Raw genomic sequence first — 25,148 nt, 5'->3', positions numbered from 1 at the left:
GACCGGTCGGACCGGACGCACCGACGTCCCCGGCACCGGCACCACCCGAATCGACACCAGCCGCACCGACGGCACCCGGCCGCCCCGTGCGGTCCGGCACCACGAGGGAGAGGGAACGCACGTGGAGTCACGCACCGGCTTCGCCGTCGGAGGCACGGCGCACGCCGAACCGGTCTCGGTGCCGGAGCTGCTCGCTCGCAGCCGTACGCTCTGCACCCCGCCGCTACGGGCCGCCGTCGCCCGTTTGGCCGCACCGATGGACACCGTCGCGGCCTACCACTTCGGCTGGATCGACCGCGACGGCACCGCGGTCACGGGCGACGGCGGCAAGGCCGTGCGCCCCGCGCTGGCGTTGCTGTCCGCCCAGGCCGCCGGTGCGGCCGCCGAGGTGGGAGTGCCCGGCGGGGTGGCTGTTGAACTGGTGCACAACTTCTCCCTGCTCCATGATGATCTGATGGACGGTGACGAGACCCGGCGGCACCGGGCCACCGCCTGGACGGTCTTCGGCCCGGCCCAGGCGATCCTGGTCGGCGACGCCCTGGCGACGCTCGGCACGGAGGTGCTGCTCGACGCCGCGGTGACCGGCGGGGCCGGCCCCACCGACGCCGCGCGCGCCGTCCGGCTGCTCACCACGGCGACCCGCCGACTGATCGACGGCCAGGCCATGGACGTCGCCTTCGAACAGCGCGACAGCGTGACCGTCGCGGAGTGCCTGGAGATGGAGGGCGGGAAGACGGCGGCCCTGCTGGCCGCCGCCTCGGCGATCGGCGCGGTCCTGGCCGGGGCCGACGACAAGGTCTCCGACTCCCTCCAGCGTTACGGCCACCACCTGGGACTGGCCTTCCAGGCGGTGGACGACCTGCTCGGCATCTGGGGCGCCACCGAAGTCACCGGGAAGCCGCACTGGGGCGACCTGCGCCAGCGCAAGAAGTCCCTGCCGGTCGCCGCCGCGCTGGCCGAGGGCGGACCGGCCTCGCGCCGGCTCGCCGAGGAACTGGCCGACCCGCGGGGACGCGGGGAGGAGAGCGAGCCCGAGCTCGCCGCCCGGGCCGCGCTGATCGAGCAGGCCGGCGGTCGCGCATGGACCCAGGAGGAGGCCCGCCGCCAGCACACGACTGCCCTCGCCGCCCTGGACGAGGTGCCCATGTCCGACGAGGTGCGCGAGCACTTCGTCGCACTCGCCGAATTCGTGGTGGTACGAGAGAGGTGACGTTACGTTGACAGCAACCGCGGACGGCCGGCTCGACCCTGAGTACGATTCCGAGCCGGTCGCGGTGGGCGACCGCCCCCCGGCCCTGCTGGGTCCGGGGCGGTGGCAGCCCGAGGACGCCGACCAGCCGCGGCCGGCCGATCAGGCGGACCTCCCGCCGGCCGACGCGCGGGAGGCCCTGGCCCGCGCCACCACCCACCTGCTCTCGCTGCAGTCCTCCGAAGGCTGGTGGAAGGGCGACCTGGAAACCAACGTCACCATGGACGCCGAGGATTTACTGCTCCGGCAGTTCCTCGGGATCCGGACCGAGGAGCAGACGAACGCCACCGCCGAGTGGATCCGCTCCCAGCAACGCGAGGACGGCACCTGGGGCACCTTCCACGGCGGACCGCCCGAACTGTCCACCACCGTCGAGGCGTACGTCGCCCTCAGGCTGGCCGGTGACGACCCGAACGCCCCGCACATGCTCACCGCCGCCCGGTACGTCCGCTCCGCCGGCGGCATCGCGGCCGCCCGGGTGTTCACCCGGATCTGGCTCGCGCTGTTCGGCTGGTGGCCCTGGGAACGCCTGCCGGAGATGCCGCCCGAGATCATCTTCCTGCCCAGGTGGCTGCCGCTTAACATCTACGCCTTCGGCTGCTGGGCCCGCCAGACCATCGTCCCGCTGACCGTCGTCTCGGCTCACCGGCCCGTCCGCCCGGCGCCCTTCCCGCTCACCGAACTGCACACCGACCCGGCCGACCCCTACCCCGAACGGCCGCTCGCCCCCGCCACCACCTGGGACGGCCTCTTCGAACGCCTTGACAAGGCACTGCACGCCTACCACCACCGGGCGTTCCGCCCGCTGCGCCGACTCGCCGTCTCCCAGGCCTGCCGCTGGATCGTCGAACGGCAGGAGGCCGACGGCTGCTGGGGCGGGATCCAGCCGCCCGCCGTGTACTCGCTGATCGCCCTGCACCTGGAGGGCTACGAACTGGAGCACCCGGTGATGCAGGCCGGGCTCTCCTCCTTCGACCGCTTCACCGTGCACACCGAGGACGGCAAGCGCTGGATGGAGGCCTGCCAGTCCCCGGTCTGGGACACCTGCCTGGCCACCGTCGCGCTGGCCGACGCCGGGGTGCCGGCCGACCACCCGGCGCTGGTCTCCGCCGTCGACTGGATGCTCGGCGAGGAGATCCGCAAGCGCGGCGACTGGTCCGTCCAGCGCCCCGGGCTCCCCGCCGGCGGCTGGGCCTTCGAGTTCGAGAACGACACCTACCCCGACATCGACGACACCGCCGAAGTGGTCCTGGCGCTGCGCCGGGTGGCCCACCCCGACCAGGCCAAGGTCGACGCGGCGGTCGACCGGGGCGTGATGTGGAACCTCGGCATGCAGTCCAAGAACGGCGCCTGGGGTGCCTTCGACGTCGACAACACCAGCACGCTGCCCAACAAGCTGCCGTTCTGCGACTTCGGCGAGGTGGTCGACCCGCCGTCCGCCGACGTCACCGCCCACGTGGTGGAGATGCTCGCGGAGACCGGCCGCGCCCGCGACCCCCGGACCCGGCGCGGCATCGAGTGGCTGCTGCGCAACCAGGAGGCCGACGGCTCCTGGTTCGGCCGCTGGGGCACCAACTACATCTACGGCACCGGCTCGGTGCTGCCCGCCCTGGTCGCGGCGGGCGTCCCGGACGAGCACCCGGCGATCCGCCGGGCGGTGCGCTGGCTGGAGGACCGGCAGAACGCCGACGGCGGCTGGGGCGAGGACATGCGCTCCTACGACGACCCGGCGCGCTGGGCCGGGCGCGGCGACTCCACCGCCTCGCAGACCGCGTGGGCGCTGATGGCGCTGCTCGCGGCCGGTGAGGGACCGGACGGCCGGGCCACCCCGGCGGTGGAGCGCGGCGCGGACTGGCTGGTGCGCACCCAGCTGCCCGAGGGCACCTGGGACGAGCCGCAGTTCACCGGCACCGGCTTCCCGTGGGACTTCTCCATCAACTACCACCTGTACCGGCTGGTCTTCCCGGTCACCGCGCTCGGCCGTTACGTCCACGGCAGCCCGGCGACCGGCGGGGGCCGGGCCGGCGGCAGCCCGGCGATCGGGGCGGTGCGGTGACCACCGCCCCCCTGCTGGTGCTCTGCGCGCTGGGTCCCGAGGTCTGGGCCCTGCGCGGCGGCGACTGGCGAGGCGCGGCCGGCGGACCCCCGGTGCTGGTGCGCACCGGGGTCGGCCGACGGCGCGCCGGGATCACCGTCCGCCGGCTCCTCGGCTCCGCCCCCGGCGCCTACGGCGCGGTCGTGGTGGTCGGCTTCGGCGCCGCGCTCGGCCCGGGCGTGCTGCCCGGCGACGTGGTCGCGGCCGATGGCGTGCGGGACGCCGAGGGCCACCTCTACCCGGTCGGCTCCGGGCCGGAGCTCACCCGGGCGCTGAAGGAACGCGGCCTGACCGTCCACACCGGGGTGCACCACACCGCCGACCACGTGGTGCGCGGCATCGAACGGCGGGCCCTGCACCTGCAGGGCGCGCTCGCCGTCGACATGGAGGCTGCCGCCGTGCTGGCCGCGCTGCGCGAGGTGCGGCCCGCGCTGCCCGCGGCCGTCCTGCGCGTGGTGGTCGACACCCCCGAGCACGAGCTGCTGCGGCCCGGCACCCTCCCGGCCGGGGTGCGGGCCTGGCGGACCCTGCGGGCGACGGTGCCCGCCCTCGTCGACTGGTCCCGGCAGGCGCTCGCGCCCCGCCCCCCTGAGCTGATCCACCCGACATCCTCGACGCTCCCCCAGGAGGCGAGCTAGCCATGGCCATGCCGTTGCGCCAGACCGTGCGGGTCGGCACCTACCTCATGCAGCAGAAGCTGCTCAAGCGACGCGACAAGTTCCCGCTGATCGTGGAGCTGGAACCGCTGTTCGCCTGCAACCTCGCCTGCGAGGGCTGCGGCAAGATCCAGCACCCGGCCGGCGTCCTCAAGCAGCGGATGCCCGTCGCCCAGGCGGTCGGCGCGGTCCTGGAGTCGGGCGCCCCGATGGTCTCGATCGCCGGCGGCGAGCCGCTGATGCACCCGCAGATCGACGAGATCGTCCGCCAGCTGGTCGAACGCCGCAAGTACGTCTTCCTCTGCACCAACGCGCTGCTGCTGCGCAAGAAGATGGACAAGTTCACGCCCTCGCCGTACTTCACCTTCGCCGTGCACATCGACGGCCTTCGCGAGCGGCACGACGAGTCGGTGGCCAAGGAGGGCACCTTCGACGAGGCGGTGGCCGCGATCAAGGAGGCCAAGCGGCGCGGCTTCCGGGTCACCACGAACAGCACCTTTTTCAACACCGACACCCCGCAGACCGTCATCGACGTGCTCGACTACCTCAACGACGAGCTGAAGGTGGACGAGATGATGATCTCGCCCGCCTACGCCTACGAGAAGGCCCCCGACCAGGAGCACTTCCTCGGCGTCGAACAGACCAGGGAGCTCTTCCGCACGGCCTTCGCCGGCGGCAACCGCAGGCGCTGGCGCCTCAACCACAGCCCGCTCTTCCTGGACTTCCTGGAGGGCAAGGCCGACTTCGAGTGCACCCCCTGGGGCATCCCCAACTACTCGTTGTTCGGCTGGCAGCGGCCCTGCTACCTGATGGCCGACGGATACGTCCCGACCTACCGCGAGCTGGTCGAGAAGACCGACTGGAGCAAGTACGGCCGCGGCAGGGACCCGCGCTGCGAAAACTGCATGGCCCACTGCGGCTACGAGCCGACGGCCGTCCTCGCGACCATGGGCTCGCTGCAGCAGTCGCTGCGCGCGATCACCGAGACCGTCACCGGCAACCAGAGCCGCTGAGACGGGAGTTGACCGCCAGGTCGGCACCCCGGCCCGGGCCCCGCGCCCGGGCCGGCTCCGCCCCAGTCGGGCGGAGGCATCACCGCACCGCTTCCAGTCGTGAGGTGTACCCATGTCACTGCTCTCCCGCGTCACCTTGCCGGCCGAGCTGCGCAAGCTCCCGGCGGCCGAACTCCCGCTGCTCGCGGACGAGATCCGCGACTTCCTGATCGACGCCGTCACCCGCACCGGCGGACACCTCGGGCCCAACCTCGGCGTGGTGGAGCTCACCATCGCGCTGCACCGGGTCTTCGACTCGCCGTACGACCGGATCGTCTTCGACACCGGCCACCAGAGCTACGTCCACAAGCTGCTCACCGGCCGCCAGGACTTCGCCCGGCTGCGGATGCGGGGCGGGCTCTCCGGCTACCCCTCGCGGGCCGAGTCCGAGCACGACCTGGTCGAGAACTCGCACGCCTCCACCGCGCTCTCCTACGCCGACGGCCTGGCCAAGGCCGCCCGGCTGCTCGGCCAGCACGACCGGCACACCGTCGCGGTGATCGGCGACGGCGCGCTCACCGGCGGCCTCGCCTGGGAGGCGCTCAACAACATCGCCGAAGCCCGGGACCGGCCGCTCGTCATCGTCGTCAACGACAACGAGCGCTCCTATGCCAGGACCGTCGGCGGTCTCGCCCACCACCTCGCCACCCTGCGCACCACCCAGGGCTACGAGCGCTTCCTCGCCCTCGGCAAGGAGGCGCTGCAACGCACCCCGCTGGTCGGCCAGCCGATCTTCGACGCGCTGCACGGCGCCAAGAAGGGGTTCAAGGACGCCTTCGCCCCGCAGGGCATGTTCGAGGACCTCGGCCTCAAGTACCTCGGGCCGATCGACGGCCACGACCTGGGAGCGGTCGAGCAGGCGCTGCGCCAGGCCCGCAACTTCGGCGGGCCGGTCATCGTGCACTGCCTGACCGTCAAGGGACGCGGCTACCGGCCCGCCGAGCAGGACGAGGCCGACCGCTTCCACGCCGTCAACCCGATCGACCCGTACACCTGCCTGCCCATCTCGCCGAGCGGCGGCGTCTCCTGGACCTCGGTGTTCGGCGAGGAACTGCTCGCGCTCGGGACGGAGCGGCCCGACCTGGTGGCGATCACCGCAGCCATGCTGCAGCCGGTGGGCCTGGCACCGTTCGCCAAGGCCTACCCGGCGCGGACCTTCGACGTCGGGATCGCCGAACAGCACGCCGTCACCAGCGCCGCGGGGCTGGCGACCGGTGGGCTGCACCCGGTGGTCGCGGTGTACGCGACCTTCCTGAACCGGGCCTTCGACCAGGTCCTGATGGACGTCGCCCTGCACCGGCTGGGCGTCACCTTCGTGCTCGACCGCTCCGGGGTCACCGGACCGGACGGCGCCTCGCACAACGGCATGTGGGACATGTCGATCCTGCAGGTCGTCCCGGGTCTGCGGCTCGCCGCGCCGCGCGACGCCGACCAGCTGCGGGCCCAGCTGCGCGAGGCCGTCGAGGTCGAGGACGCGCCGACGGTCGTGCGCTTCCCGAAGGGCAACGTCGGCCCCGCCGTGCCGGCCGTCGAGCGGATCGGCGGCGTGGACGTGCTGCTGCGCACCGGACGGCCCGCCGAGATCCTGCTGGTCGCCGTCGGCACCACCGCCCCGGCCTGCCTGGACGCCGCGCGACTGCTGCTCGCCGAGGGCTTCACCGCGACCGTGGTCGACCCGCGCTGGGTCAAGCCGGTCGACCCGGCACTGGCCGAACTGGCCGCCGCGCACCGGCTGGTGGTCACCGTCGAGGACAACGGCCGTAGCGGCGGGGTCGGTTCGGCAATCGCCCAGGCGCTGCGCGACGCCGACGTGGACGTACCGGTTCGGGTGCTCGGCCTGCCCCAGGAGTTCCTCGGGCACGCGTCGCGCGGGGAGATCCTGGAGGAGGCCGGGCTGACCGGGACCGGGGTCGCCGCGCAGGCCGCCGTCTTCGCCAAGAACCTGCTGCCGACCCGAGGAGCGAACCCGCGCCATGCCGGCTGACCCCGACCGTCCCGCCTTCGACCTCGCCGCCCTCATCGCCGAACGTGGCCGTGAGCGCTACGAGTTGAACAGCCGCTACCTCAACCCGCAGTTGTCCCGGATGCTCCACACCATCGGCTTCGACAAGTACTACGAGCGCGCCAAGGGCCAGTACTTCTACGACGCCGAGGGCAACGAGTATCTCGACATGCTGGCCGGCTTCGGCATCTTCGCCCTCGGCCGCCACCACCCGGTGGTGCGCTCGGCGATCCAGCAGGTGATGGACCTGGACCTGCCGGACCTGGTCCGCTTCGACTGCTCGCCGCTGCCCGGACTGCTCGCGGAGCGGCTGCTGTCGCACGCACCCGGACTGGACCGGGTGTTCTTCGGCAACAGCGGGACGGAAGCGGTCGAGACCGCGCTGAAGTTCGCCCGGTACGCCACCGGACGCCGGCGGATCCTCTACGCCGACCACGCCTTCCACGGCCTGACCACCGGCTCGCTCTCCGTCAACGGGGAGAGCGGCTTCCGCAAGGGCTTCGACCCGCTTCTCCCCGACACCGCCATCCCGCTCGGCGACATCGGCGCGCTGGCGAAGGAGCTGAAGCGCGGCGACGTCGCGGGCCTGATCGTCGAACCGATCCAGGGCAAGGGCGTCCAGGCACCGCCGCCCGGCTGGCTGCGCGCCGCCCAGGCGCTGTTGCACGAGCACCGGGCGCTGCTGATCTGCGACGAGGTACAAACCGGGATCGGCCGCACCGGCGAGTTCTTCGCCTACCAGCACGAGGACGGCGTGCTGCCCGACCTGGTCTGCGCGGCCAAGGCGCTCTCCGGCGGGTACGTGCCGGTCGGGGCGACGCTCGGCAAGGGCTGGATCTTCGAGAAGGTGTACTCCTCGATGGACCGGGTGCTGGTGCACTCGGCCAGCTTCGGGTCCAACGCCCAGGCGATGGCGGCCGGGCTGGCGACCCTGGAGGTGATGCGGGACGAGAAGGTGGTGGAGAACGCCCGCGCGGTCGGGGACCGCTTCCGCGAGCGGCTGACCGCGCTGGTCGACCGGTACGAGCTGCTCGCCGAGGTGCGCGGCCGCGGGCTGATGATCGGCATCGAGTTCGGCCGGCCCAGGTCGCTCAGGCTGCGCACCGGGTGGACCGCCCTGCAGGCGGCGCGCAAGGGGTTGTTCGCGCAGATGGTCGTGGTGCCGCTGCTGCAGCGGCACCGGATCCTGACCCAGGTGTCCGGGGACCACCTGGAAGTGATCAAACTGATTCCGCCGCTGATCATCACCGATCGGGACGTGGACCGGTTCATGGACGCCTTCACCGACATCATGGACGAGGCCCACCGGGGCAGCGGACTGATGTGGGACTTCGGGCGGACGCTGGTGAAACAGGCCGTCGGCAACCGCTGAGGCCCCGGGCGGACGCGGGGAGTGGGAAGTCGGACGGGCCGACTTCCCACTCCGTGGGAGACACCGCGTCAGAGCTCGGTCCGGCGGCGCCGGATGACCACCACGAGATCGACGACGGCGAACAGGGAGAGCAGGCCGCAGGCGATGGCGAAGCCGGTCAGCGTACCCCGGCTGGGGGCGCCGTCGACCGGCGAGGCGGCCGCCCAGAGGGCGAAGCCCACCGTGGCCAGGATGAACAGCGGCGTGAAGGTGAGCGACAGCAGGTAGCGGAGCTTGAGGTCGCTGCGGGCGGTCGCCGGCTCGGTGCCGCTGCGCCAGCGGCGCGGGGTGGTGGTGCGCACGGCTGTTCACCTCCGGACCGGGTGGGTCGGGCTACGATTCCAGCGTACGTCCGAGGGGACTGGCCGGGGGAGGCACGATGTCGGGGTCGGACGCGGTGGGGTCGGGTGCCGCGGGGGCGGATGCCGAGGGCTACGCGGGGCTGCGGGTCGAGCGGGCCCGGGAGCTGGCCCGGCGGCACGGCTGGGCCGCGGTCCGGGTGCTGGAACCGGGGGAGCTGATGACCATGGAGTACCGGCAGGGGCGGCTCAACCTCGCGGTGCGGGACGGCGTGGTCGAGCGGAGCTGGGAGGGGTAGCGTCCGCTGCCCGGGCCGGTGGGGCCCGGTATGGCGGGGGTCGGCGGCCGAAACGGCGGTGCAGCCGGTGCTCGGCGGCGGCGACCAGGGGTTCCAGCAGGGGCAGGGAGAGCAGGACGAGCAGTCCGGCGGCCCAGCCCGCCAGCACGTCGGTGACCCAGTGGGTGCCCAGGTAGACCGTGGTCAGGCCGATCGAGCAGGCGGTGGCGGCGGCGATCACCGCGCCGGTGCGGCGCCAGCGGACCGCGAGGTAGGCCAGCACCCCCCAGGTGACGACCGCGTTGGCGGTGTGGCCGGACGGGAAGATGGTGCCCCCGGCGAAGAGCTCGGGGGAGCCGACGTACTGGGCGTAGTGCGGACCGAGTCGACCAGTGACGATCTTGACCGCGCCGACCGTGACGTTGAGCAGGAGCAGCGCGACAGCCATGACCAGCAGCGGACGCAGCCGGCCGAGGCGGCGGGCGCGCCAGGCGAGCCAGGCGAAGGCGGCGATCGCCGAGGGACCGCGCTGCCCGGCGACCACCCAGGTGTCGAGCAGCGGCTCCAGCCGGGGCCACCGCTCGTACGGGCGCAGCAGTCGCACCGACCAGTCGAGGTCGACCAGGGCGGTGTTGAGCAGGACCCCGGCCACCACCAGCAGGTAGACGACGAGGGTGGCGGCGAGGAGGGCGGCCTGGCGCCGGCCCATCGGCGGCCAGCCCGGGTCGCGGTGGTCGTGGCCGGCGGAGCGGTCGGCGGGGTGACGGGTGTCGGGTCGGCGGTGGCCGGGGCCGATCGGGCCGGGGGCGTTGCCGGGGGCTGCGGAGCGTCCCGGGCCGGTGGTGGCGGTGTGGTGTTCCGCCCCCGGTCGCGACTCCCGCCCTGTGCCCTGCCGCGGAATGGGGGCGGGGGTACTTCTGGATTGCACGGGGTGACCTTACCCATCCGGGGAGGGTCATTCCGGGGGTAATTGTCATTTTCCCGGGAAATCGACAATCGGGTCCGCGTGGGGTGCCGCGGGGAGTGATTTCCGCTATTTCGGGATCGAATGCCAGTGTGGTCTTCGAATGATTCTGCAAAAGCGCCGGTAAAGGAAGCGGAGTGGGAGGCCGGTCCGACCGACTTCCCACTCCGTGGTAACCCTGTGTAGGTTCGGTGCTCAGTCGAGGGGGCCGCCTGCGACGTAGATCACCTGTCCGGAGACGAAGCCGGCGCCCTCGCTCGCCAGGAACGAGATGGTGTGGGCGACGTCCTCAGGCAGGCCGACCCGCTGGACCGGGATCTGAGAGGCCGCGGCCCGCTTGAAGTCTTCGAAGTCCATGCCGACCCGGGCCGCGGTGGCCGCCGTCATGTCCGTGGCGATGAAGCCGGGGGCGACCGCGTTGGCCGTGATGCCGAACTTGCCCAGCTCGATGGCCAAAGTCTTGGTGAAGCCCTGCAGGCCGGCCTTCGCGGCCGAGTAGTTGGCCTGACCGCGGTTGCCCTGGGCCGAGGAGGAGGACAGGTTGACGATACGGCCGAAACCGGCGTCGACCATGTGCTTCTGCACCGCGCGGGTCATCAGGAAGGCGCCGCGGAGGTGAACGTTCATGACCGTGTCCCAGTCGGACTCGGACATCTTGAAGAGCAGGTTGTCGCGGAGTACGCCCGCGTTGTTGACCAGGACGACCGGGGTGCCGAGTTCGGCGACCACCCGGTCGACGGCGGCCTGGACCTGCTCGGCGTCCGAGACGTCCGCGCCGACGGCCAGGGCCCTGCCGCCCGCGGCGGTGATCCGGTCGACGGTGTCCTTGCCGGCCGCCTCGTCCAGGTCCAGGACGGCGACCGCGAAGCCGTCGGCGGCCAGCCGGACGGCGGTGGCGGCACCCAGGCCGCGGGCGGCGCCGGTGACGACGGCGACCCGGGGGGCGGTGCTCTGCTCGGTCATGCTCGCTCTCGTCTCTCTCGGGGGAGTGCCTCCGGGAGCCCCCGGAGAGGGTGGCCACACCCTACCGGCGAGTAGGGAGGGCGACCAGAGCGGAGAGGCGCAGGTGACGGTCGGTAAGGACCGACCGGTCGGCTTTCTGCTCAGAACGGGTTACTGCAAGGGTGTCGCAGCGCGTAAATATGCCAATGTTGCCGAACCTGCGTCTACTATCCGCCCCTGCCTGCCAGCAAGGGCCCGCCGTTTGTATAGTGTCCGCCAGCAGCCACCGGCTGCACGGCTGGAGCGCCCTCCCTCATAGCTGGACGCCCACTCGCCGTTACTGCCCCACCCGGGTGTCCCACACACACCGGGTGTGACATCGGGACGGATACATGGTGCTGGGGGAGATCCCGACAACCCGCGTGTCCGCGCGACTGCAGCAGTCGCCCGGTCACCTGATTCGCGTTGCACAGCAGGTTCACACCCGGCTGTGGTCCGAGCACGTCGGAGCCGATCTCACGGCTCCGCAGTTCGCCGTGCTGCTGGTCCTGGCCCTCGAACCGGGCGCGGACCAGCGCACGGTCGGCGAGCGGGCCTCGCTGGACAAGGCCACGATGGCCGAGATGGTCGCGCGGCTGGTCCGCCGCGGCCTGGTGCTGCGCCGGCGCGACCCGGCCGACGGTCGGCGCAAGCTGCTCGCTCTCTCGCAGAGCGGCGCCCAGGCGGTGCGCGAGGCCACCGGTGGTGTGGTCCGCGTGCAGCGCGTCCTGTTCGAGCCGCTCTCGGCGGACGAGCAGGTCGAGATCGTCCGGGTGATGGCCAAGATAGCCAGGCTGGAGCCCGCGGCGGTCGCCGTCTTCACCGACGCGCGGCCGATACTGGACGCCCAGCGGGCGATCGGCTACCTGATCAGGGTCAGCCAGCAGGTGCACACCAAGCTCTGGTCGGAGCACGTCGGTGCCGAGCTGACGGCCCCGCAGTACGCGGTGCTGGACGCGCTGGAGCTGGAGCCGGGCGCCGACCAGCGCACGGTCGGCGAGCTGGCCTCGCTGGACAAGGCCACCATGGCCGAGATGGTGAGCCGGCTGGTGCGCCGCGGTCTGGTGCAGCGCCGGCGCGACCCCTCGGACGGACGGCGCAACCTGCTCTCGCTCTCACCGGCGGGACAGGACCTGCTGCACCGCTCGGCCGCCGGCGTGGCCGAGGTCCAGCGACTGCTGCTGGCTCCGTTGGAGGAAGGTGAGCACGAGGCTGCACTCGTGCTCATCGGCAAGGCGGCCAGGCTCTAGACCAAGCATTGGTAACAGCAGCCAAAACGATTCGCCAACGTACCGAGGGCCCGTGCCCCGTGGCGTCGTGAATCGCGCATGACGAAGAGCGCCCGCCCCGTCCGGGGTGGGCGCTCTTCGTCATGACCGGCGGCGGGGCCCCGACGGGCCCGTGCGGTTGCCCGGGGCCCGGATCCGGGCCCCGGCCCCGCGTCAGTTCCAGTCGAAGCCCTGCGGGTCCGGGCCGATCCGCTTGCCGGTGGCGACGGCGGCGATCGCCGTGAGGTCCTCGGCGTCCAGCTCGAAGCCCGCGACGTCCAGGTTCTCCCGGATCCGGGACGGGGTGACCGACTTCGGGATGGCGATCACGCCGCTCTGCAGATGCCAGCGGAGCACCACCTGGGCGACCGTGCGGCCGTGCTTCTCGGCGATCTTCACCAGGGCCGGCTCGGCGAGCAGCTCCCCGCCCTGGCCCAGCGGGCTCCACGCCTCGGTGGCGATGCCGTGGTCGGCGTGGAAGGCGCGCAGCTCCTCCTGCGGGAAGTACGGGTGCAGCTCGACCTGGTTCAGCACCGGGACGACCGAGGCCTCGTCGAGCAGGCGGGTCAGCTGCTCGGTGCCGAAGTTCGAGACGCCGATCGACTTGACCCGGCCGTCCGCCTTCAGCTGCTCGAGGGCCTTCCAGACGTTGAGGTAGGTGCCGTGCATCGGGCGCGGCCAGTGGATCAGGTACAGGTCGAGGTAGTCGAGGCCGAGCTTCTCCAGCGAGGCGTCGAACTCGCGCAGAACCGCGTCCCGGCCCTGCTCGCCGGACCAGTCGCGGGTGCCCGAGTTCCACAGCTTGGTCGTGATGTAGAGGTCCTCGCGGGCGACGCCGCCCGCCAGTGCCCCGGCGATCGCCGCGCCGGTGCCGGCCTCGTTCTCGTAGATGGCGGCGGTGTCGATCGAACGGTAGCCCGCGTCGATCGCGGAGCGGACGGCGGCGGTGGCCTCGCCGTCCGGGACCTGCCACACGCCGAAGCCGAGCTGCGGGATCTGCGCGCCGTCGTTGAGGGTGACGCTGGGGATGTTGCTCACGGGACGGGGTGCCCTCCTGGTCGTAGGTCTTTCCAGAGGTGGGCAACTGGCACCGGAACGTGATTGTTCCCGCCAAACGGGTGAATCTTGGGTGCTGATTTGCAGGGGTCCGCCTGGGGCGGCGGGGCGCGGGGGAGGGGGTGCGCGTCCCGGGTCGGGGCCGTGCCGGGGTCGTGTCGGGCCCGTGCCGGGGCTGCGCGGGCGGCCGTGGGCAGGCCCGGGAGCGTCCGGGCGGCGGGGGCGGCGGGCTGCGGCAGGGACCGCGGGTGACCGGGCAGGGGTCGTGGGTGGCCGGGTGGGGGTCGTGGATGGGCCATCGGCTGGGCCGTGTGGGGGACACGGCGGCGGAAAACCTGTTGCGGGGGTCACACCGGGGTTGGCAGTCTCGCGGACATGGCCTCCTGAAACCCGGGCCCTTCGTGCCCCTCCTGTGTCCGTCCGGCGCTCTCCGGCGTTCCCGCCTGCGTTTGCCGCCGGCGCTACCTCCGGACGCCCCGGTGTTGCCGCGCCGTCGCGCCGCGCGTCCGTCGCCCGTCGGCTTGGGCCGTCCACGTGGGCGGGGTCTGCGTGCCGCGCGGCCCGTGCCGGTCCGCACCTCCGTTTCCGTCCCGTGGACCCCCTCCTCCCGGGGCTCCGTTCCCCGTTCCCCCGTTCCCCTGTACCTCCGCACCGTTCGTATCGGAGTGTCATGCCGCTCACCCCCCTGCCGCTGGCCGATCCCGGCAGTCCCGACCTCTCCTCGCCCCTTGCCTTCCTGCGCTGGCTGCAGCGCAGCCAGCGCCGCGGGCAGCTGCTCGCCACCTGTTGGACGCTGCTCGAAATGGGCTGTCAGGCCGCCCTGCCGATACCGCTGGGGATGGGCGTGCAGGCCGCCGTCGACGGTGACACCGGCGGGATCTGGCAGGCCGGTGGACTCGCCCTGCTGCTTGCCGCGGGCGCCGCGCTGGGCACCGTGCTGTCGCACCGCCAGGCGGTCTGGAACTGGATCCACGCGGCCTGCCAGGTACGGCAGTTGGTGTCCCGGCAGGCCTCGAACCTCGGTGCCGGACTGTCCCGCCGGATCGCCACCGGCGAGGTCGTCGCGGTCGGCAGTGGGGACGTCGAGCGGATCGGCTGGTACGTCGAACTGATCGCCCGGGTCCGGTCCGCGGTGATCGTCTGGCTGGCCGTCAGTTCGGTGGTTCTGGTGGTCGAACCCGTGCTGGGCATCGGAGTGCTGCTCGGCGTCCCGGTGCTGGCCGCCTCCGTCTGGCCGCTGATCGGGCCGTTCGAGCGGCGCTACGAGCAGCAGCGCGCGCTGGGCGGCAAGGCCACCGAGCTGGCCGCCGACACGGTGGCGGGCCTGCGGGTGCTGCGCGGCATCGGCGGTGAGGAGCTCTTCCTGGAGCGCTACCGGGCCGCCTCGCAGAAGGTCCGGGCGGCGGCCGTCCGCTCGGCCCGGATCTGGTCGCTGATGCAGGCTCAACAGGTGCTGCTGCCCGGCCTGTTCGTCGTCGGCGTCACCTGGTACGGCGCCCGACTGGCGGCTGCCGGCGAGCTTGCCGTCGGCACCCTGATCGCGGTGTACGGCGCGACCGCCTTCCTGGCCGCGCCACTGCGAATCCTGGGCGAGGCCGCGCACGCCTGGAGCGTGGCCCGAGTATCCGCCGGGCGGGCCGTCCGGGTGTTGTCCCTCAGCCGGACCGGCGCCGCGACCGGGGCCGCCCTGACCCGGCCGGCCAAGGCCGACCTCCACGACCCGGCCAGCGGGCTGACCGCGCGGGCCGGCGAGCTGACCGCGGTGGTCTGCGGGGACCCGGACTTCGCCGGGGAGCTCGCCGAACGGCTCGGCGGCCACGTCCCGCGGGCCGAGGACGAGCCGGCCCGGCCCTCCGCGCGGCTCGGCGGTACGGAGCTGGACGCCGTGCCGCTGGCCGAGGCGCGGGCGGCCGTGCTGGTCCACGACAAGGAACCGGTGCTGCTCTCCGGCACGCTGGCCGAGCTGTTCGACATCCCGTCCTCGGGGCGGGTCCCGGCGGCCGCCGCGCTGGCGGCCGCCCGGTCGGACGACGTGCTGGAGGCACTGGTGGACGGCTCGCCGGAGTGCGCGGGCGATCCGATGCGTGCCCGGATCACCGAGCGCGGGCGCTCGCTGTCCGGTGGGCAGCGCCAGCGGCTCGCCCTGGCCCGCGCGCTGCTGGCGGACCCACCGGTCCTGGTACTGGACGAGCCCACCAGCGCGGTGGACGCCCACACCGAGTCCAGGATCGCCACCGGTCTGCGGGACACCCGGGCGGGCCGCACCACCGTGGTCTTCGCGACCAGCCCGCTGCTGCTCGACCAGGCGGACCGGGTGGTGCTGCTGCGCGACGGCCGGGTGGTCGCGGCCGGGCGGCACCGCGAGCTGATGCGGACCGAGCCGGCCTACCGGGCCGTGGTCACCCGCGACGAGGAAGCCGCCCAGCCGGTGGGTGAGGCCGTGTGAGCGGGCTCTCGAACCGGTTCGTCGACCGCCCCGCCACGCACACGAGGAGTACGTCATGAAACCCCCCGTCCACGAGGAACAGGGGCCGGCCACCACCCTGCCGGTCGGCTCCCCGGCCGCGGTGCGCGAGTACCTGCTGCTGCTCACACGGCGGCACCGCGGCGGCTTCTCCGCGGTGGTGGCGCTGCACTCGGTGGCCACGCTGGCCGGACTCGTCGGCCCCTGGGTGCTCGGCAGCCTGGTCGAGTCGCTGGCCACCGGCACCGCCGGGTCCACCATCACGGTGGCGGTCGCCTGGTACCTGCTGGCGCTCGTGGCGCAGGCCGCGTTCACCGGCTGGTCGCGGATGCGCGGCGCGGTGCTCGGCGAGCGGGTGCTGGCCGACCTGCGCGAGGACTTCCTGGTCCGCTCGGTCGCGCTGCCGACCGGCGTGCTGGAACGGGCCGGCACCGGGGACCTGGTGTCCCGGGGCACCACCGACGTCGACCGGCTGGACAAGTCGGTGCGCGAGGCGGTGCCCGAACTCGCCGTCGCCGTGGTGTCGTTGCTGCTGGTGCTCGGCGCGCTGCTGGTCACCTCGCCGCTGCTCGCGCTCACCTCGCTGATCGGGCTGCCGCTGCTGCTGGCGACGTCCCGCTGGTACTTCCGGCGCGCGCCCCAGTCCTACCGCAACGAATCGGCCGGGTACGCGGCGGTGAACACCGTCCTGGCCGAGACGGTGGACGCCGGACGGACGGTCGAGGCGCTGCGCCTGGGTGACCGCCGGATCGGGCTGACCGACCACAAGCTGCGCGAGTGGCTGGACTGGGAGCGGTACACCCTGTGGCTGCGCTCGGTCTGGTTCCCGACCATCGACGCGGTCTACACCGCAGCGGTGCTCGCCACCCTGGTGCTCGGTGGGCTGTTCACGATCAAGGGCTGGATCACCGTCGGTCAGTTGACCACCGGTGTGCTGTACGCCCAGATGCTGACCGGCCCGGTGGACCTGATTCTGCGCTGGTACGACGAGCTGCAGATCGGGCAGGCCTCGCTGGCCCGGCTGGTCGGCGTGCGCGAGGTGCCGGAACACGAGGGGGACGAGAGCGCCCGTCCGGACGGACGCCGAGTGGAGGCCCGGGACGTCCGGTTCGGTTACCGCGAGGGCGCGGACGTCCTGCACGGGATCAGCCTGGACGTCGCGCCGGGCAGCCGGGTCGCACTGGTCGGGCCGTCCGGGGCGGGCAAGTCCACGCTCGGGCGACTGCTGGCCGGGATCTACACCCCCGGCCGCGGCAGCGTGACCCTCGGCGGGACGGCGCTGTCACGGATGCCGGCCGAACGGGTACGCGCGGAGGTGGCCCTGGTCAACCAGGAGCACCACGTCTTCGTGGGCACCCTGCGGGACAACCTGAGACTGGCCGCGCCCGACGCCGACGACACCGGACTGCGGGCCGCGCTGGACGCGGTGGACGCCGGCGCCTGGGTGGACGCCCTGCCGGAGGGACTGGACACCGAGGTCGGCTCCGGGGGCACCTCGCTGACCCCGCCGCAGGCCCAGCAACTGGCCCTGGCCCGACTGGTGCTGGCCGATCCGCACACCCTGGTGCTGGACGAGGCCACCTCCCTGCTGGACCCGCGGGCGGCCCGGCACCTGGAGCGCTCGCTCTCCCGGGTGCTGGAGGGCCGGACGGTCATCGCCATCGCCCACCGGCTGCACACCGCGCACGACGCGGACGTGATCGCGGTGGTCGAGGGCGGACGGATCAGCGAGTACGGCAGCCATCCGCAGCTGGTCGCGGCCGGCGGGCCGTACGCGGCGCTCTGGCGGTCCTGGCGGGACGAGCGGTAGCGGCCGATGGCAGCCTGGTCGGGAGCGGCCGGGTCGGGAGGGGCCGGGTCGGGAGCGGCCGGGTCGCGGGCCGGAGAAGCGGAGGAGGACGCGCCCGGAACGGGAGGGGGGAGACGGGAGGGGAGAGATCGGTAAACCCGCACCGGGTCGGATTGCCCCGTGCGGGTTACTCCCTGGCCCGGAAGGGCGCGTAACCGGGCAAATCGGCGGACAGGCCCGCAGACTGCTCCGGTGACCAAGACTTCAGACGGCTCCGCCCGCTCCCCGCGCGGTGAGATCGGTGGGATCCCCACGCGCTACATCGGGATCGGCGTCATCGTCGTCCTCGCCGTGTGGTTCCTGTTCGCCAACCTCGACAAGGTGAAGATCCAGTTCTGGGTGTTCACCGTCACCGCGCCGCTCTGGATCACTCTGCTGGCCACGCTGATCGCCGGAGGGGCGCTCGGCTGGCTGCTGAAGGGGCGGCGCAGCCGGTGACCATGGATCCCGGGCCGGCCCGCGCCGGCGCTCCGGCCTTCGCGCCGCTGATCGAGATGCGCGGGGTCAACAAGCACTTCGGTGACCTGCACGTGCTGCAGGACATCGAGTTGACGGTCGGCCGGGGCGAGGTCGTCGTGGTCATCGGACCGTCCGGCTCCGGAAAGTCCACGCTGTGCCGGGCCATCAACCGGCTGGAACCGATCGAGGACGGCACCATCCTGATCGACGGCGAGCCCCTGCCCGAGGAGGGCAAGGGGCTCGCCCGGCTCCGTGCCGAGGTCGGCATGGTGTTCCAGTCCTTCAACCTGTTCGCGCACAAGACGGTGCTGCAGAACGTCTCGCTCGCGCAGGTCAAGGTCCGCGGCCGGCCGAAGGCGGAGGCCGACGCCAAGTCCCGCGCGCTGCTGGAGCGGGTGGGACTCTCCGCGCACGCCGACAAGTACCCGGCCCAGCTCTCCGGCGGACAGCAGCAGCGGGTCGCGATCGCCCGCGCACTGGCGATGGACCCCAAGGCGCTGCTCTTCGACGAGCCCACCTCGGCGCTCGACCCCGAGATGATCAACGAGGTGCTGGACGTCATGCGCCAGCTCGCCCACGAGGGCATGACGATGGTCGTGGTCACCCACGAGATGGGATTCGCCCGGGCCTCCGCGAACCGGGTGGTGTTCATGGCGGACGGCCGGATCGTCGAGGACCGGGCCCCGGAGGACTTCTTCGGAGCCCCCGAGAGCGAGCGCGCCCGGGACTTCCTGTCCAAGATCCTGAAGCACTGAGGCGGCGCCGTGAACCGTGAGACGACGCTTGGCGGGCCGGCGGGGGAATCCGGTGCGCCGGCCGGAGCGCGCGGGAGGAGGGCGGGGAAGTTCCTGCTCGTCGCCGCCCTGCTGCTCGCCGCCCTGGCGGCGGGCTGCGGCAAGGCCGGCACGCCGCCACCCAAGGGCCCGCAGCCCAGCGCGCTGCCCAGCTACCAGGTGCAGGACGCCTCCGCGATCACCGGCTCGCCGACCCTGGACGCCGCCCGCAACCGGGGCCACCTGGTGGTCGGCGTCAAGGAGGACCAGCCGTACCTGGGCCAGAAGAACCCGGCCACCGGCGAGTACTCGGGCTTCGACATCGAGATCGCCAAGATGCTCGGCGCCTCCCTCGGCTTCCCCCCGGACAAGATCCAGTTCAAGACCATCGCCTCGGCCAACCGCGAGACCGCGCTGCAGAACGGCCAGGTGGACTACTACGTCGGCACGTACACCATCAACGACAACCGGAAGAAGCTGGTCGGCTTCGCCGGGCCGTACTTCGTCGCCGGGCAGTCGCTGTTGGTGCGCAAGAACGACAACACCATCCACGGTCCGGAGGACCTGGACGGCAAGACGGTCTGCTCGGCGGCCGGTTCGACGCCGTACCAGCGCATCCAGTCGCAGTACCCGAAGGCCAAGCTGATCGGCTACGACACCTATTCGGCCTGCGTCGACAACCTGATCACCGGCCAGGTCGACGCCGTGACCACGGACAACGCGATCCTGCTCGGCTACGCGGCCAAGGTGCCGGACGAGCTCAAGGTGGTCGGCCCGCTGTTCTCGACCGAGCCGTACGGGGTCGGGGTGCCGAAGAACGACACCGGGCTGCGCGCGACGCTGAACGACGCGCTGGAGCAGCACGAGCAGAACGGCGACTGGAAACGGGCCTTCGAGGCGACCCTCGGCCTCTCCGGGGAGCCCGCACCGGCCCCGCCGCAGATCAACCGGTACTGAGAGGGCGGCCGCGCCGTGAAAACGCTGACCGACAACTGGTCGACCTACTGGGAGGGCTTCCTCGGCACGCTCTCGCTCTTCGCGGTGAGCGCCGTGCTGTCGCTGGTGCTGGGGGTGCTGGTCGCGAGCTTTCGGGTCTCGCCGGTCAGACCGCTGCGGATCTTCGGGGCGGTGTGGGTGACGATCCTGCGCAACACCCCGCTGACCCTGCTGTTCTTCATCGTCGTCCTGGGCCTGCCCCGGTTCGACATCACCCTGCCCTTCTACACCTTCGCGGTGCTCGCGCTGGGCTGCTACACCTCGGCCTTCGTCTGCGAGGCGATGCGTTCGGGCGTCAACACGGTGCCGACCGGGCAGGGGGAGGCGGCCCGGAGCCTGGGCATGAGCTTCGGGCAGACGATGGGCCTGGTGGTGCTGCCGCAGGCGTACCGGTCGGTGGTGGCGCCGATCGGCAGTGTGATGATCGCGCTGGCGAAGAACACGGCGATCGCCGGCTCGTTCAGCGTCACCGAACTGCTGGGCACCTACCGGACCATCAACGAGCTGGGCTACAGCATCGTCTGGACCTTCGTCTGGATCGCCGTCGGCTACCTGATCATCACCCTGACCATCAGCGCCGTCTTCAACCTGCTGGAACGACGAGTGGCGGTGTCCCGATGACCGTTGAATCCTCGGCGCTGTACGACATCCCCGGACCGAAGGCGCTCGCCCGCCACCGGCTGTACGGGGGGATCGCGCTGCTGCTGATCGCGGCGGTGATCGGCTGGGTCGTCTACATGCTCTTCCACACCGAGCAGTTCACGTACGAGAAGTGGATGGCCTTCGAGTACCGGGGCGTGCAGGAACTGCTGCTGCGCGGGCTCGGGAACACCCTGAAAGCCTTCGGCCTGACGGTGCTGTTCGCACTGCCCTTCGGTGCGCTGTTCGCGGCCGGGCGGCTGTCCGACCACCGGGCGGTGCGCTGGTTCTCCACGCTGGTGGTGGAGTTCTTCCGGGCCATGCCGGTGCTGGTGATGATCTTCTTCGTGTTCGTCGCCCTCAAGGTGCAGCCGCTCTGGGCACTGGTGACCGGGCTGGTGCTCTACAACGGCTCGGTGCTGGCCGAGGTGTTCCGGGCCGGCGTCCTCGCGGTGCCCAAGGGGCAGCGGGAGGCGGCGTACGCGCTGGGCCTGCGCAAGACGCAGGTGATGGCCTACGTGCTGGTGCCGCAGGCCAACCGGGCGATGCTGCCGGTCATCATCAGCCAACTGGTGGTCGCGCTCAAGGACACCTCGCTGGGCTTCCTGATCACCTACGAGGAGTTCCTGCACGCGGGCAAGCTGATCGCCACCAACCTGGACTACGACCTGCCGTTCATCCCGGTGGTGATGGTGATCACCCCGATCTACATCGGCATGTGCCTGCTGCTCTCCTGGCTCGCCCGGACGGTCGAGAGGCGCAGCCGGCGCAGTCCGGCGGCACAGGGCGGGGCGCCGGTGGCCGGGGCCGGGGTGGCGACGGGACTGCCGCCGTCGGCGCAGCAGTGAGGAGTGTGGTTCGAGGCTGAACCATAGATGCGGGTGGGGCAGGGGCCGGTACCTCCAAATTCCTCTTATGATTGCGAGGCTGGACGGGACCGCCTCGACGGTCCGGACGACGACCCGGACGGGAGGGCCCCATGGAGCCGGTGTTCGACTCGCGGCACATCAGGACGTTCCACGAGGTCGTCCGGGCGGGCTCCTACTCGGCCGCCGCCCGTGAACTCGGCTACACCCAGCCCGCCATCACCCAGCAGATGAAGGCGCTCGAACGCACCGTAGGCGTCCCGCTGTTCACCCGCGCCGGGCGCGGACTTCGGCTCACCGAGGCGGGCGAGGCGCTCTCCCGGCACGCCGAACTGATCCTCGGCAGCATGTCCGCCGCCCAGCAGCAGCTCGCCGCGCTCGCCCGGCTGCGCGCCGGGCGGGTACGGGTCTGCGCCTTCCCCAGCGCCAACGCCACCCTGATACCCGAGGCGATGGCCCGGCTGCTGGCCGAGCACCCCGGTGTACGGGTCGAACTGCTCGAGGCCGAGCCGCCCGACTCCGTCCAGCGGCTGTTGCGCGGGGAGTGCGACATCGCGCTGGCCTTCCGCTACCCGGGCGCGGCCACCGAGGTCCCCGACGGGGTGGACGAGATCCCGCTGATGGAGGACCTGCTCACCGTGCTGCTGCCGGTCGGGCACCCGCTCGGCCGCCGGCACGCCGTTCGGCTCGCCGACCTCGACGGCGAGCGCTGGATCGCCGGCTGCCCGCGATGTCGGGCCAACCTGCTGCACGTCTGCGCGGAGGAGGGCTTCGCACCGGACATCGTCTTCTCCACCGACGACAACCTCGCGGTGCAGTCGCTCGTCGCCGCCGGGGTCGGGATCGCGCTGATGCCCGCGCTGGTGCTCTCCTTCATGTGCCACCGCAAGGTCACCGGCCGGGCCGTCGAGCCGCACCTGCGGCGCCAGGTGAGCGCGTACGTGCTGCGCGAGCACCGTCGGATCCCGGCCACCGGGCTGGTGCTGGACCACCTGCGGCAGGCGGCCGCGAGCCGCGTCGGGTGCTGACATATAAGCCTTGATGGGGATGTCGCTTACGAACCCTCCTTGGACGTGATAGGTCAGTAGGTCCGAACCTGCTGGCATGACGCCCTCAGCCACGGTCGGCAGCGACCGGCTCACCGAGCGGATGACCGCGCTGATCAGTGAGATCCGCGCCGTCGTGGACCGCGGACTGCCCCCGGAGCTCACCGCCTACCTCGTCGGCGAGCGGCTCGCCCCGCACCTCCACGCCGACCCGGACGGGCCCGACGCGCTGCTCACCCCCGCCCAGTGCGAGGGCGACCCGCAGCGCTACCGCCAGCACGTCCTGCACGCCGAGGAGGACGGCAGCTTCTCCGTCGTCGCCCTGGTCTGGCTGCCCGGCCAGCACACCCCGATCCACGACCACGTCTCGTGGTGCGTGGCCGGCGTCCACCGCGGCCAGGAGAGCGAGACCCGCTACCGGCTCGTCTCCGACGGCCGCAGGGCCCGGCTGGTCGAGACCGAGCACGTGGCCGGCCCGGCCGGCACCGTCGCCGCCTTCGCCCCGCCCGGCGACATCCACCTGGTGCGCAACTCATGCAGCACCACGGCGATCTCCATCCACGTGTACGGCGCCGACGTCTCGCGGCTCGGCACCAGCATCCGGCGGGTCTACCGGCTCCCCGCCGAACAGGAGCAGTGAGCGGCGGCGTGGCACTGACCCTCCGGCAGCGCGCTGCCCGGACCCACTCGCTGCCCCCGATGCGCGGGGACGCCCCCGGGCTGCTGCTCGCGGCCCTCGGCGTGGCCGCCGCGCTGGGCGTCCACGCGGTGGTGCCGGCCGTGCCCAAGCTCACCGCCGCCGTCGTGCTCGGCATGGCGGCGGCCCACCTGCCCGGGCTGCGCCCGGTGGTCCGCGGGATTGCCCGACCCGGGCTGTCCACGGCCGGGAAGCGGCTGATGCGGGCCGGCATCGTCCTGCTCGGGCTCAAGCTCAGCCTGGGCGACGTGCTCGGCCTCGGCTGGGCCACCGTCGTCATGGTGCTCGCGGTGGTCGCGGCGACCTTCGCGGGGACACTCTGGCTCGGCCGGCGGCTCGGCCTGCCCGGGGACCAGCCGCTGCTGGTCGCCACCGGATACTCGATCTGCGGGGCCTCGGCGATCGGGGCCGTCAGCCAGGCGGCGGGCAGCGAGGAGGAGGACGTCGCGGCCTCGGTCGCCCTGGTCACCCTGTGCGGGACCCTGGCGATCGCCGTGCTGCCACTGCTCCAGCACCCGCTCGGGCTCGGCGAGGTGGAGTTCGGGCGCTGGGTCGGCGCGAGCGTGCACGACGTCGGGCAGGTGGTCGCCACCGCGCAGACCGGCGGGGCCGGGGCGCTGCGGGAGGCGGTGCTGGTCAAGCTGATGCGGGTGGTGCTGCTGGCACCGCTGGTGGCCGGGGTCGCCGTCGTCGCGCGGCGGAACCTGCGGGCGGCCCGGGCCGCCGGGGCAGCGGGAACGGAGCCGGGAACGGAGCCGGGAACGGCAGCGGGAGCGGACGGAGCGGCCAGGGCGGCGGAGAATCCGGTGAAGACCGGGAGCCGCCCGCCGATCGTGCCGCTGTTCGTGGCCGGGTTCCTCGCGATGATCGTCCTGCGGACCACCGGGGTGCTCCCCGAGCGGGCGCTCGGCCTGGCCGGGGACGCCCAGGAGCTGCTGCTGGCCGCTGCGCTCTTCGGACTCGGCAGCGCCGTGCACCTGCCGACCATGATCCGGACCGGCGGGCGGATCGCCCTGCTCGGGCTCGGCTCCTGGGTCGTCGTGGCCGGCGTCTCCTACGCGGGGGTGTTGATCACGACCTGACGGGAGCGGGTGCGGACTCGGCTATTGTCGGGCGGGTACTCGTCCGCACCGGGACGGTCCCGCGACCGCACCGGCGCGGTCCGGGCCCCGAGTTCGCCGGAGTCCACCCGCGTTCGTCAAGGAGGACGGATGACCACCGCACTGCCCGAACGGGACGGCCCCGAGGTCGTCGTCACGCTCGACCGGCGGGAGGGCCCGTACGGCGAGGTGGTGCTGCGGCAGCGCGGACGGCACTTCGAGATCATCGCCAACGGCTGTTTCCTGATGGACACCGCCGACGGGCGCTCCGAGCGGCTGCTGATCCAGGCGGCACTCGACGAGCTGGACCGGACGGGCAGTCGCGCCGAACGGCCGGCGGTGCTGATCGGCGGCCTCGGGGTCGGCTTCTCGCTCGCCTACGCGGCCGCCGAGCCGCGCTGGGGGCGGATCGCCATCGTCGAGCGGGAGACCGCGATCATCGAGTGGCACCGCAGCGGACCGCTCGGCGCCTTCTCGGGCGGCGCGCTGGAGGACGAACGGGTCGCGGTGCTCCACACCGACCTGCTGGAGTACCTCGCGGCCGCGGACGGCGAGCGCTACGACGCGCTGTGCCTCGACATCGACAACGGGCCGGACTGGACCGTCACCGACTCCAACAACGGACTGTACGGCGCGGACGGGCTCGCGGTGCTCTGGCACCGGCTGCAGCCGGACGGGGTGCTGGCGGTGTGGAGCGCGCAGCCGTCGTCGGCCTTCGAGGAGGCACTGCGGGCGGCGGGCTTCTCGGACGTGGTGACGCACGAGATCCCGGTGTCCCGCGGGGTGCCGGACGTGGTGCACCTGGCGCGGCGCGCGGGCTGAGGGTGAACCCGGCGGCGGCGTCGGGCAGTTGGTGACGACGACCCGCGGGGGCCTGCCCTTCGGGCTACTCTCCGGTTCGGGCTACTCTCCGGTGCGGGTTCCTCCCTGGAGTGGTCGACGGTCTGG

At 72.6% G+C, this 25,148-nt stretch carries 23 protein-coding genes; 19 read left to right on the top strand and 4 right to left on the bottom strand.

Translation table 11 applies throughout. The annotated features are described in order from the left end of the window. The first annotated feature begins 178 nt into the window (after positions 1 to 178). From AB0D10_RS02395 to AB0D10_RS02370, 6 genes are all read left to right on the top strand, one after another. Entirely contained in the window at positions 179 to 1,210 is a 1,032-nt protein-coding gene (locus AB0D10_RS02395; RefSeq protein ID WP_360250632.1) for a polyprenyl synthetase family protein, read from the top strand. A gap of 88 nt (positions 1,211 to 1,298) precedes the next feature. Further along, complete coding sequence (gene shc, locus AB0D10_RS02390) at positions 1,299 to 3,305, top strand: squalene--hopene cyclase (RefSeq protein ID WP_360250629.1); 2,007 nt, start codon at positions 1,299 to 1,301, stop codon at positions 3,303 to 3,305. Then, positions 3,302 to 3,982 carry a 1-hydroxy-2-methyl-2-butenyl 4-diphosphate reductase gene (locus tag AB0D10_RS02385; protein WP_360249880.1) on the top strand — a complete coding sequence of 227 codons (681 nt, stop codon included), beginning with the start codon at positions 3,302 to 3,304 and terminating at the stop codon, positions 3,980 to 3,982. Before shc ends, AB0D10_RS02385 begins: the two co-directional genes overlap by 4 nt. 2 nt (positions 3,983 to 3,984) lie before the next feature. Continuing rightward, positions 3,985 to 5,013: an adenosyl-hopene transferase HpnH gene (hpnH, locus tag AB0D10_RS02380; RefSeq protein WP_360249877.1), complete on the top strand. Its 1,029-nt coding sequence runs from the start codon at positions 3,985 to 3,987 to the stop codon at positions 5,011 to 5,013. Positions 5,014 to 5,125: 112 nt separating this feature from the next. Next, complete coding sequence (gene dxs / locus AB0D10_RS02375) at positions 5,126 to 7,036, top strand: 1-deoxy-D-xylulose-5-phosphate synthase (protein ID WP_360249875.1); 1,911 nt, start codon at positions 5,126 to 5,128, stop codon at positions 7,034 to 7,036. Next, the gene (locus AB0D10_RS02370) at positions 7,026 to 8,426 is read left to right on the top strand and encodes an aspartate aminotransferase family protein (RefSeq protein WP_360249873.1); all 1,401 of its coding nucleotides are present in this window, start codon (positions 7,026 to 7,028) and stop codon (positions 8,424 to 8,426) included. The genes dxs and AB0D10_RS02370 overlap by 11 nt, the downstream gene beginning before the upstream one ends. Before the next feature lie 68 nt (positions 8,427 to 8,494). Here the strand turns inward: AB0D10_RS02370 and AB0D10_RS02365 are convergent, their stop codons facing one another. Continuing rightward, positions 8,495 to 8,767: a DUF6343 family protein gene (locus AB0D10_RS02365; protein ID WP_360249871.1), complete on the bottom strand. Its 273-nt coding sequence runs from the start codon at positions 8,765 to 8,767 to the stop codon at positions 8,495 to 8,497. Between the two features lie 77 nt (positions 8,768 to 8,844). Between AB0D10_RS02365 and AB0D10_RS02360 the strand changes: the two genes are divergently transcribed. After that, the gene (locus AB0D10_RS02360) at positions 8,845 to 9,063 is read left to right on the top strand and encodes an I78 family peptidase inhibitor (protein ID WP_360249868.1); all 219 of its coding nucleotides are present in this window, start codon (positions 8,845 to 8,847) and stop codon (positions 9,061 to 9,063) included. Here the strand turns inward: AB0D10_RS02360 and AB0D10_RS02355 are convergent. Both AB0D10_RS02355 and fabG read right to left on the bottom strand, forming a co-directional pair. Beyond that, the gene (locus tag AB0D10_RS02355; RefSeq protein ID WP_360249865.1) at positions 9,014 to 9,970 is read right to left on the bottom strand and encodes a phosphatase PAP2 family protein; all 957 of its coding nucleotides are present in this window, start codon (positions 9,968 to 9,970) and stop codon (positions 9,014 to 9,016) included. The genes AB0D10_RS02360 and AB0D10_RS02355 overlap by 50 nt on opposite strands. A 231-nt stretch (positions 9,971 to 10,201) precedes the next feature. Next, positions 10,202 to 10,969 carry a 3-oxoacyl-ACP reductase FabG gene (gene fabG / locus AB0D10_RS02350; protein WP_360249862.1) on the bottom strand — a complete coding sequence of 256 codons (768 nt, stop codon included), beginning with the start codon at positions 10,967 to 10,969 and terminating at the stop codon, positions 10,202 to 10,204. Between the two features lie 371 nt (positions 10,970 to 11,340). Here fabG and AB0D10_RS02345 point away from each other — a divergent pair, with 371 nt between their 5' ends. Further along, positions 11,341 to 12,237, top strand: coding sequence for a MarR family winged helix-turn-helix transcriptional regulator (locus AB0D10_RS02345; RefSeq protein WP_360249859.1), 897 nt, complete (start codon positions 11,341 to 11,343; stop codon positions 12,235 to 12,237). A gap of 192 nt (positions 12,238 to 12,429) precedes the next feature. Here AB0D10_RS02345 and AB0D10_RS02340 read toward each other — a convergent pair whose 3' ends face one another. Beyond that, positions 12,430 to 13,293, bottom strand: a complete 864-nt coding sequence (locus AB0D10_RS02340; RefSeq protein ID WP_360249856.1) for an aldo/keto reductase — start codon at positions 13,291 to 13,293, stop codon at positions 12,430 to 12,432. Between the two features lie 688 nt (positions 13,294 to 13,981). Between AB0D10_RS02340 and AB0D10_RS02335 the strand changes: the two genes are divergently transcribed. The 11 genes from AB0D10_RS02335 (at position 13,982) to AB0D10_RS02285 (ending at position 25,022) form a co-directional block, all read left to right on the top strand. Next, positions 13,982 to 15,757, top strand: coding sequence for an ABC transporter ATP-binding protein (locus tag AB0D10_RS02335; protein ID WP_360249853.1), 1,776 nt, complete (start codon positions 13,982 to 13,984; stop codon positions 15,755 to 15,757). Between the two features lie 55 nt (positions 15,758 to 15,812). Beyond that, positions 15,813 to 17,585, top strand: a complete 1,773-nt coding sequence (locus AB0D10_RS02330) for an ABC transporter ATP-binding protein (RefSeq protein ID WP_360249850.1) — start codon at positions 15,813 to 15,815, stop codon at positions 17,583 to 17,585. Between the two features lie 231 nt (positions 17,586 to 17,816). After that, positions 17,817 to 18,062, top strand: a complete 246-nt coding sequence (locus AB0D10_RS02325; RefSeq protein WP_360249847.1) for a LapA family protein — start codon at positions 17,817 to 17,819, stop codon at positions 18,060 to 18,062. A 2-nt stretch (positions 18,063 to 18,064) separates the two neighbouring features. Further along, complete coding sequence (locus AB0D10_RS02320; protein ID WP_360250626.1) at positions 18,065 to 18,838, top strand: amino acid ABC transporter ATP-binding protein; 774 nt, start codon at positions 18,065 to 18,067, stop codon at positions 18,836 to 18,838. A gap of 93 nt (positions 18,839 to 18,931) precedes the next feature. After that, complete coding sequence (locus tag AB0D10_RS02315; RefSeq protein WP_360250623.1) at positions 18,932 to 19,813, top strand: glutamate ABC transporter substrate-binding protein; 882 nt, start codon at positions 18,932 to 18,934, stop codon at positions 19,811 to 19,813. Positions 19,814 to 19,828: 15 nt separating this feature from the next. Beyond that, entirely contained in the window at positions 19,829 to 20,473 is a 645-nt protein-coding gene (locus AB0D10_RS02310; protein WP_360249844.1) for an amino acid ABC transporter permease, read from the top strand. Next, positions 20,470 to 21,339 carry an amino acid ABC transporter permease gene (locus AB0D10_RS02305; RefSeq protein WP_360249841.1) on the top strand — a complete coding sequence of 290 codons (870 nt, stop codon included), beginning with the start codon at positions 20,470 to 20,472 and terminating at the stop codon, positions 21,337 to 21,339. The genes AB0D10_RS02310 and AB0D10_RS02305 overlap by 4 nt, the downstream gene beginning before the upstream one ends. Positions 21,340 to 21,479: 140 nt before the next feature. Next, positions 21,480 to 22,385, top strand: coding sequence for a LysR family transcriptional regulator (locus tag AB0D10_RS02300; RefSeq protein ID WP_360250620.1), 906 nt, complete (start codon positions 21,480 to 21,482; stop codon positions 22,383 to 22,385). Between the two features lie 76 nt (positions 22,386 to 22,461). Next, positions 22,462 to 23,043, top strand: coding sequence for a cysteine dioxygenase family protein (locus AB0D10_RS02295; protein ID WP_360249838.1), 582 nt, complete (start codon positions 22,462 to 22,464; stop codon positions 23,041 to 23,043). 59 nt (positions 23,044 to 23,102) lie between these two features. Continuing rightward, positions 23,103 to 24,182: a putative sulfate exporter family transporter gene (locus AB0D10_RS02290; RefSeq protein WP_360250617.1), complete on the top strand. Its 1,080-nt coding sequence runs from the start codon at positions 23,103 to 23,105 to the stop codon at positions 24,180 to 24,182. 129 nt (positions 24,183 to 24,311) lie between these two features. Beyond that, positions 24,312 to 25,022, top strand: coding sequence for a spermidine synthase (locus AB0D10_RS02285; protein ID WP_360249835.1), 711 nt, complete (start codon positions 24,312 to 24,314; stop codon positions 25,020 to 25,022). Positions 25,023 to 25,148: the final 126 nt, after the last annotated feature.

Origin of the sequence: Kitasatospora sp. NPDC048545 (genome assembly GCF_040651155.1) — a bacterium.
Taxonomy (GTDB): domain Bacteria; phylum Actinomycetota; class Actinomycetes; order Streptomycetales; family Streptomycetaceae; genus Kitasatospora.
The sequence above is the reverse complement of the archived record's forward strand: the minus strand, read 5'-3'. Positions and strand labels throughout refer to the sequence as shown.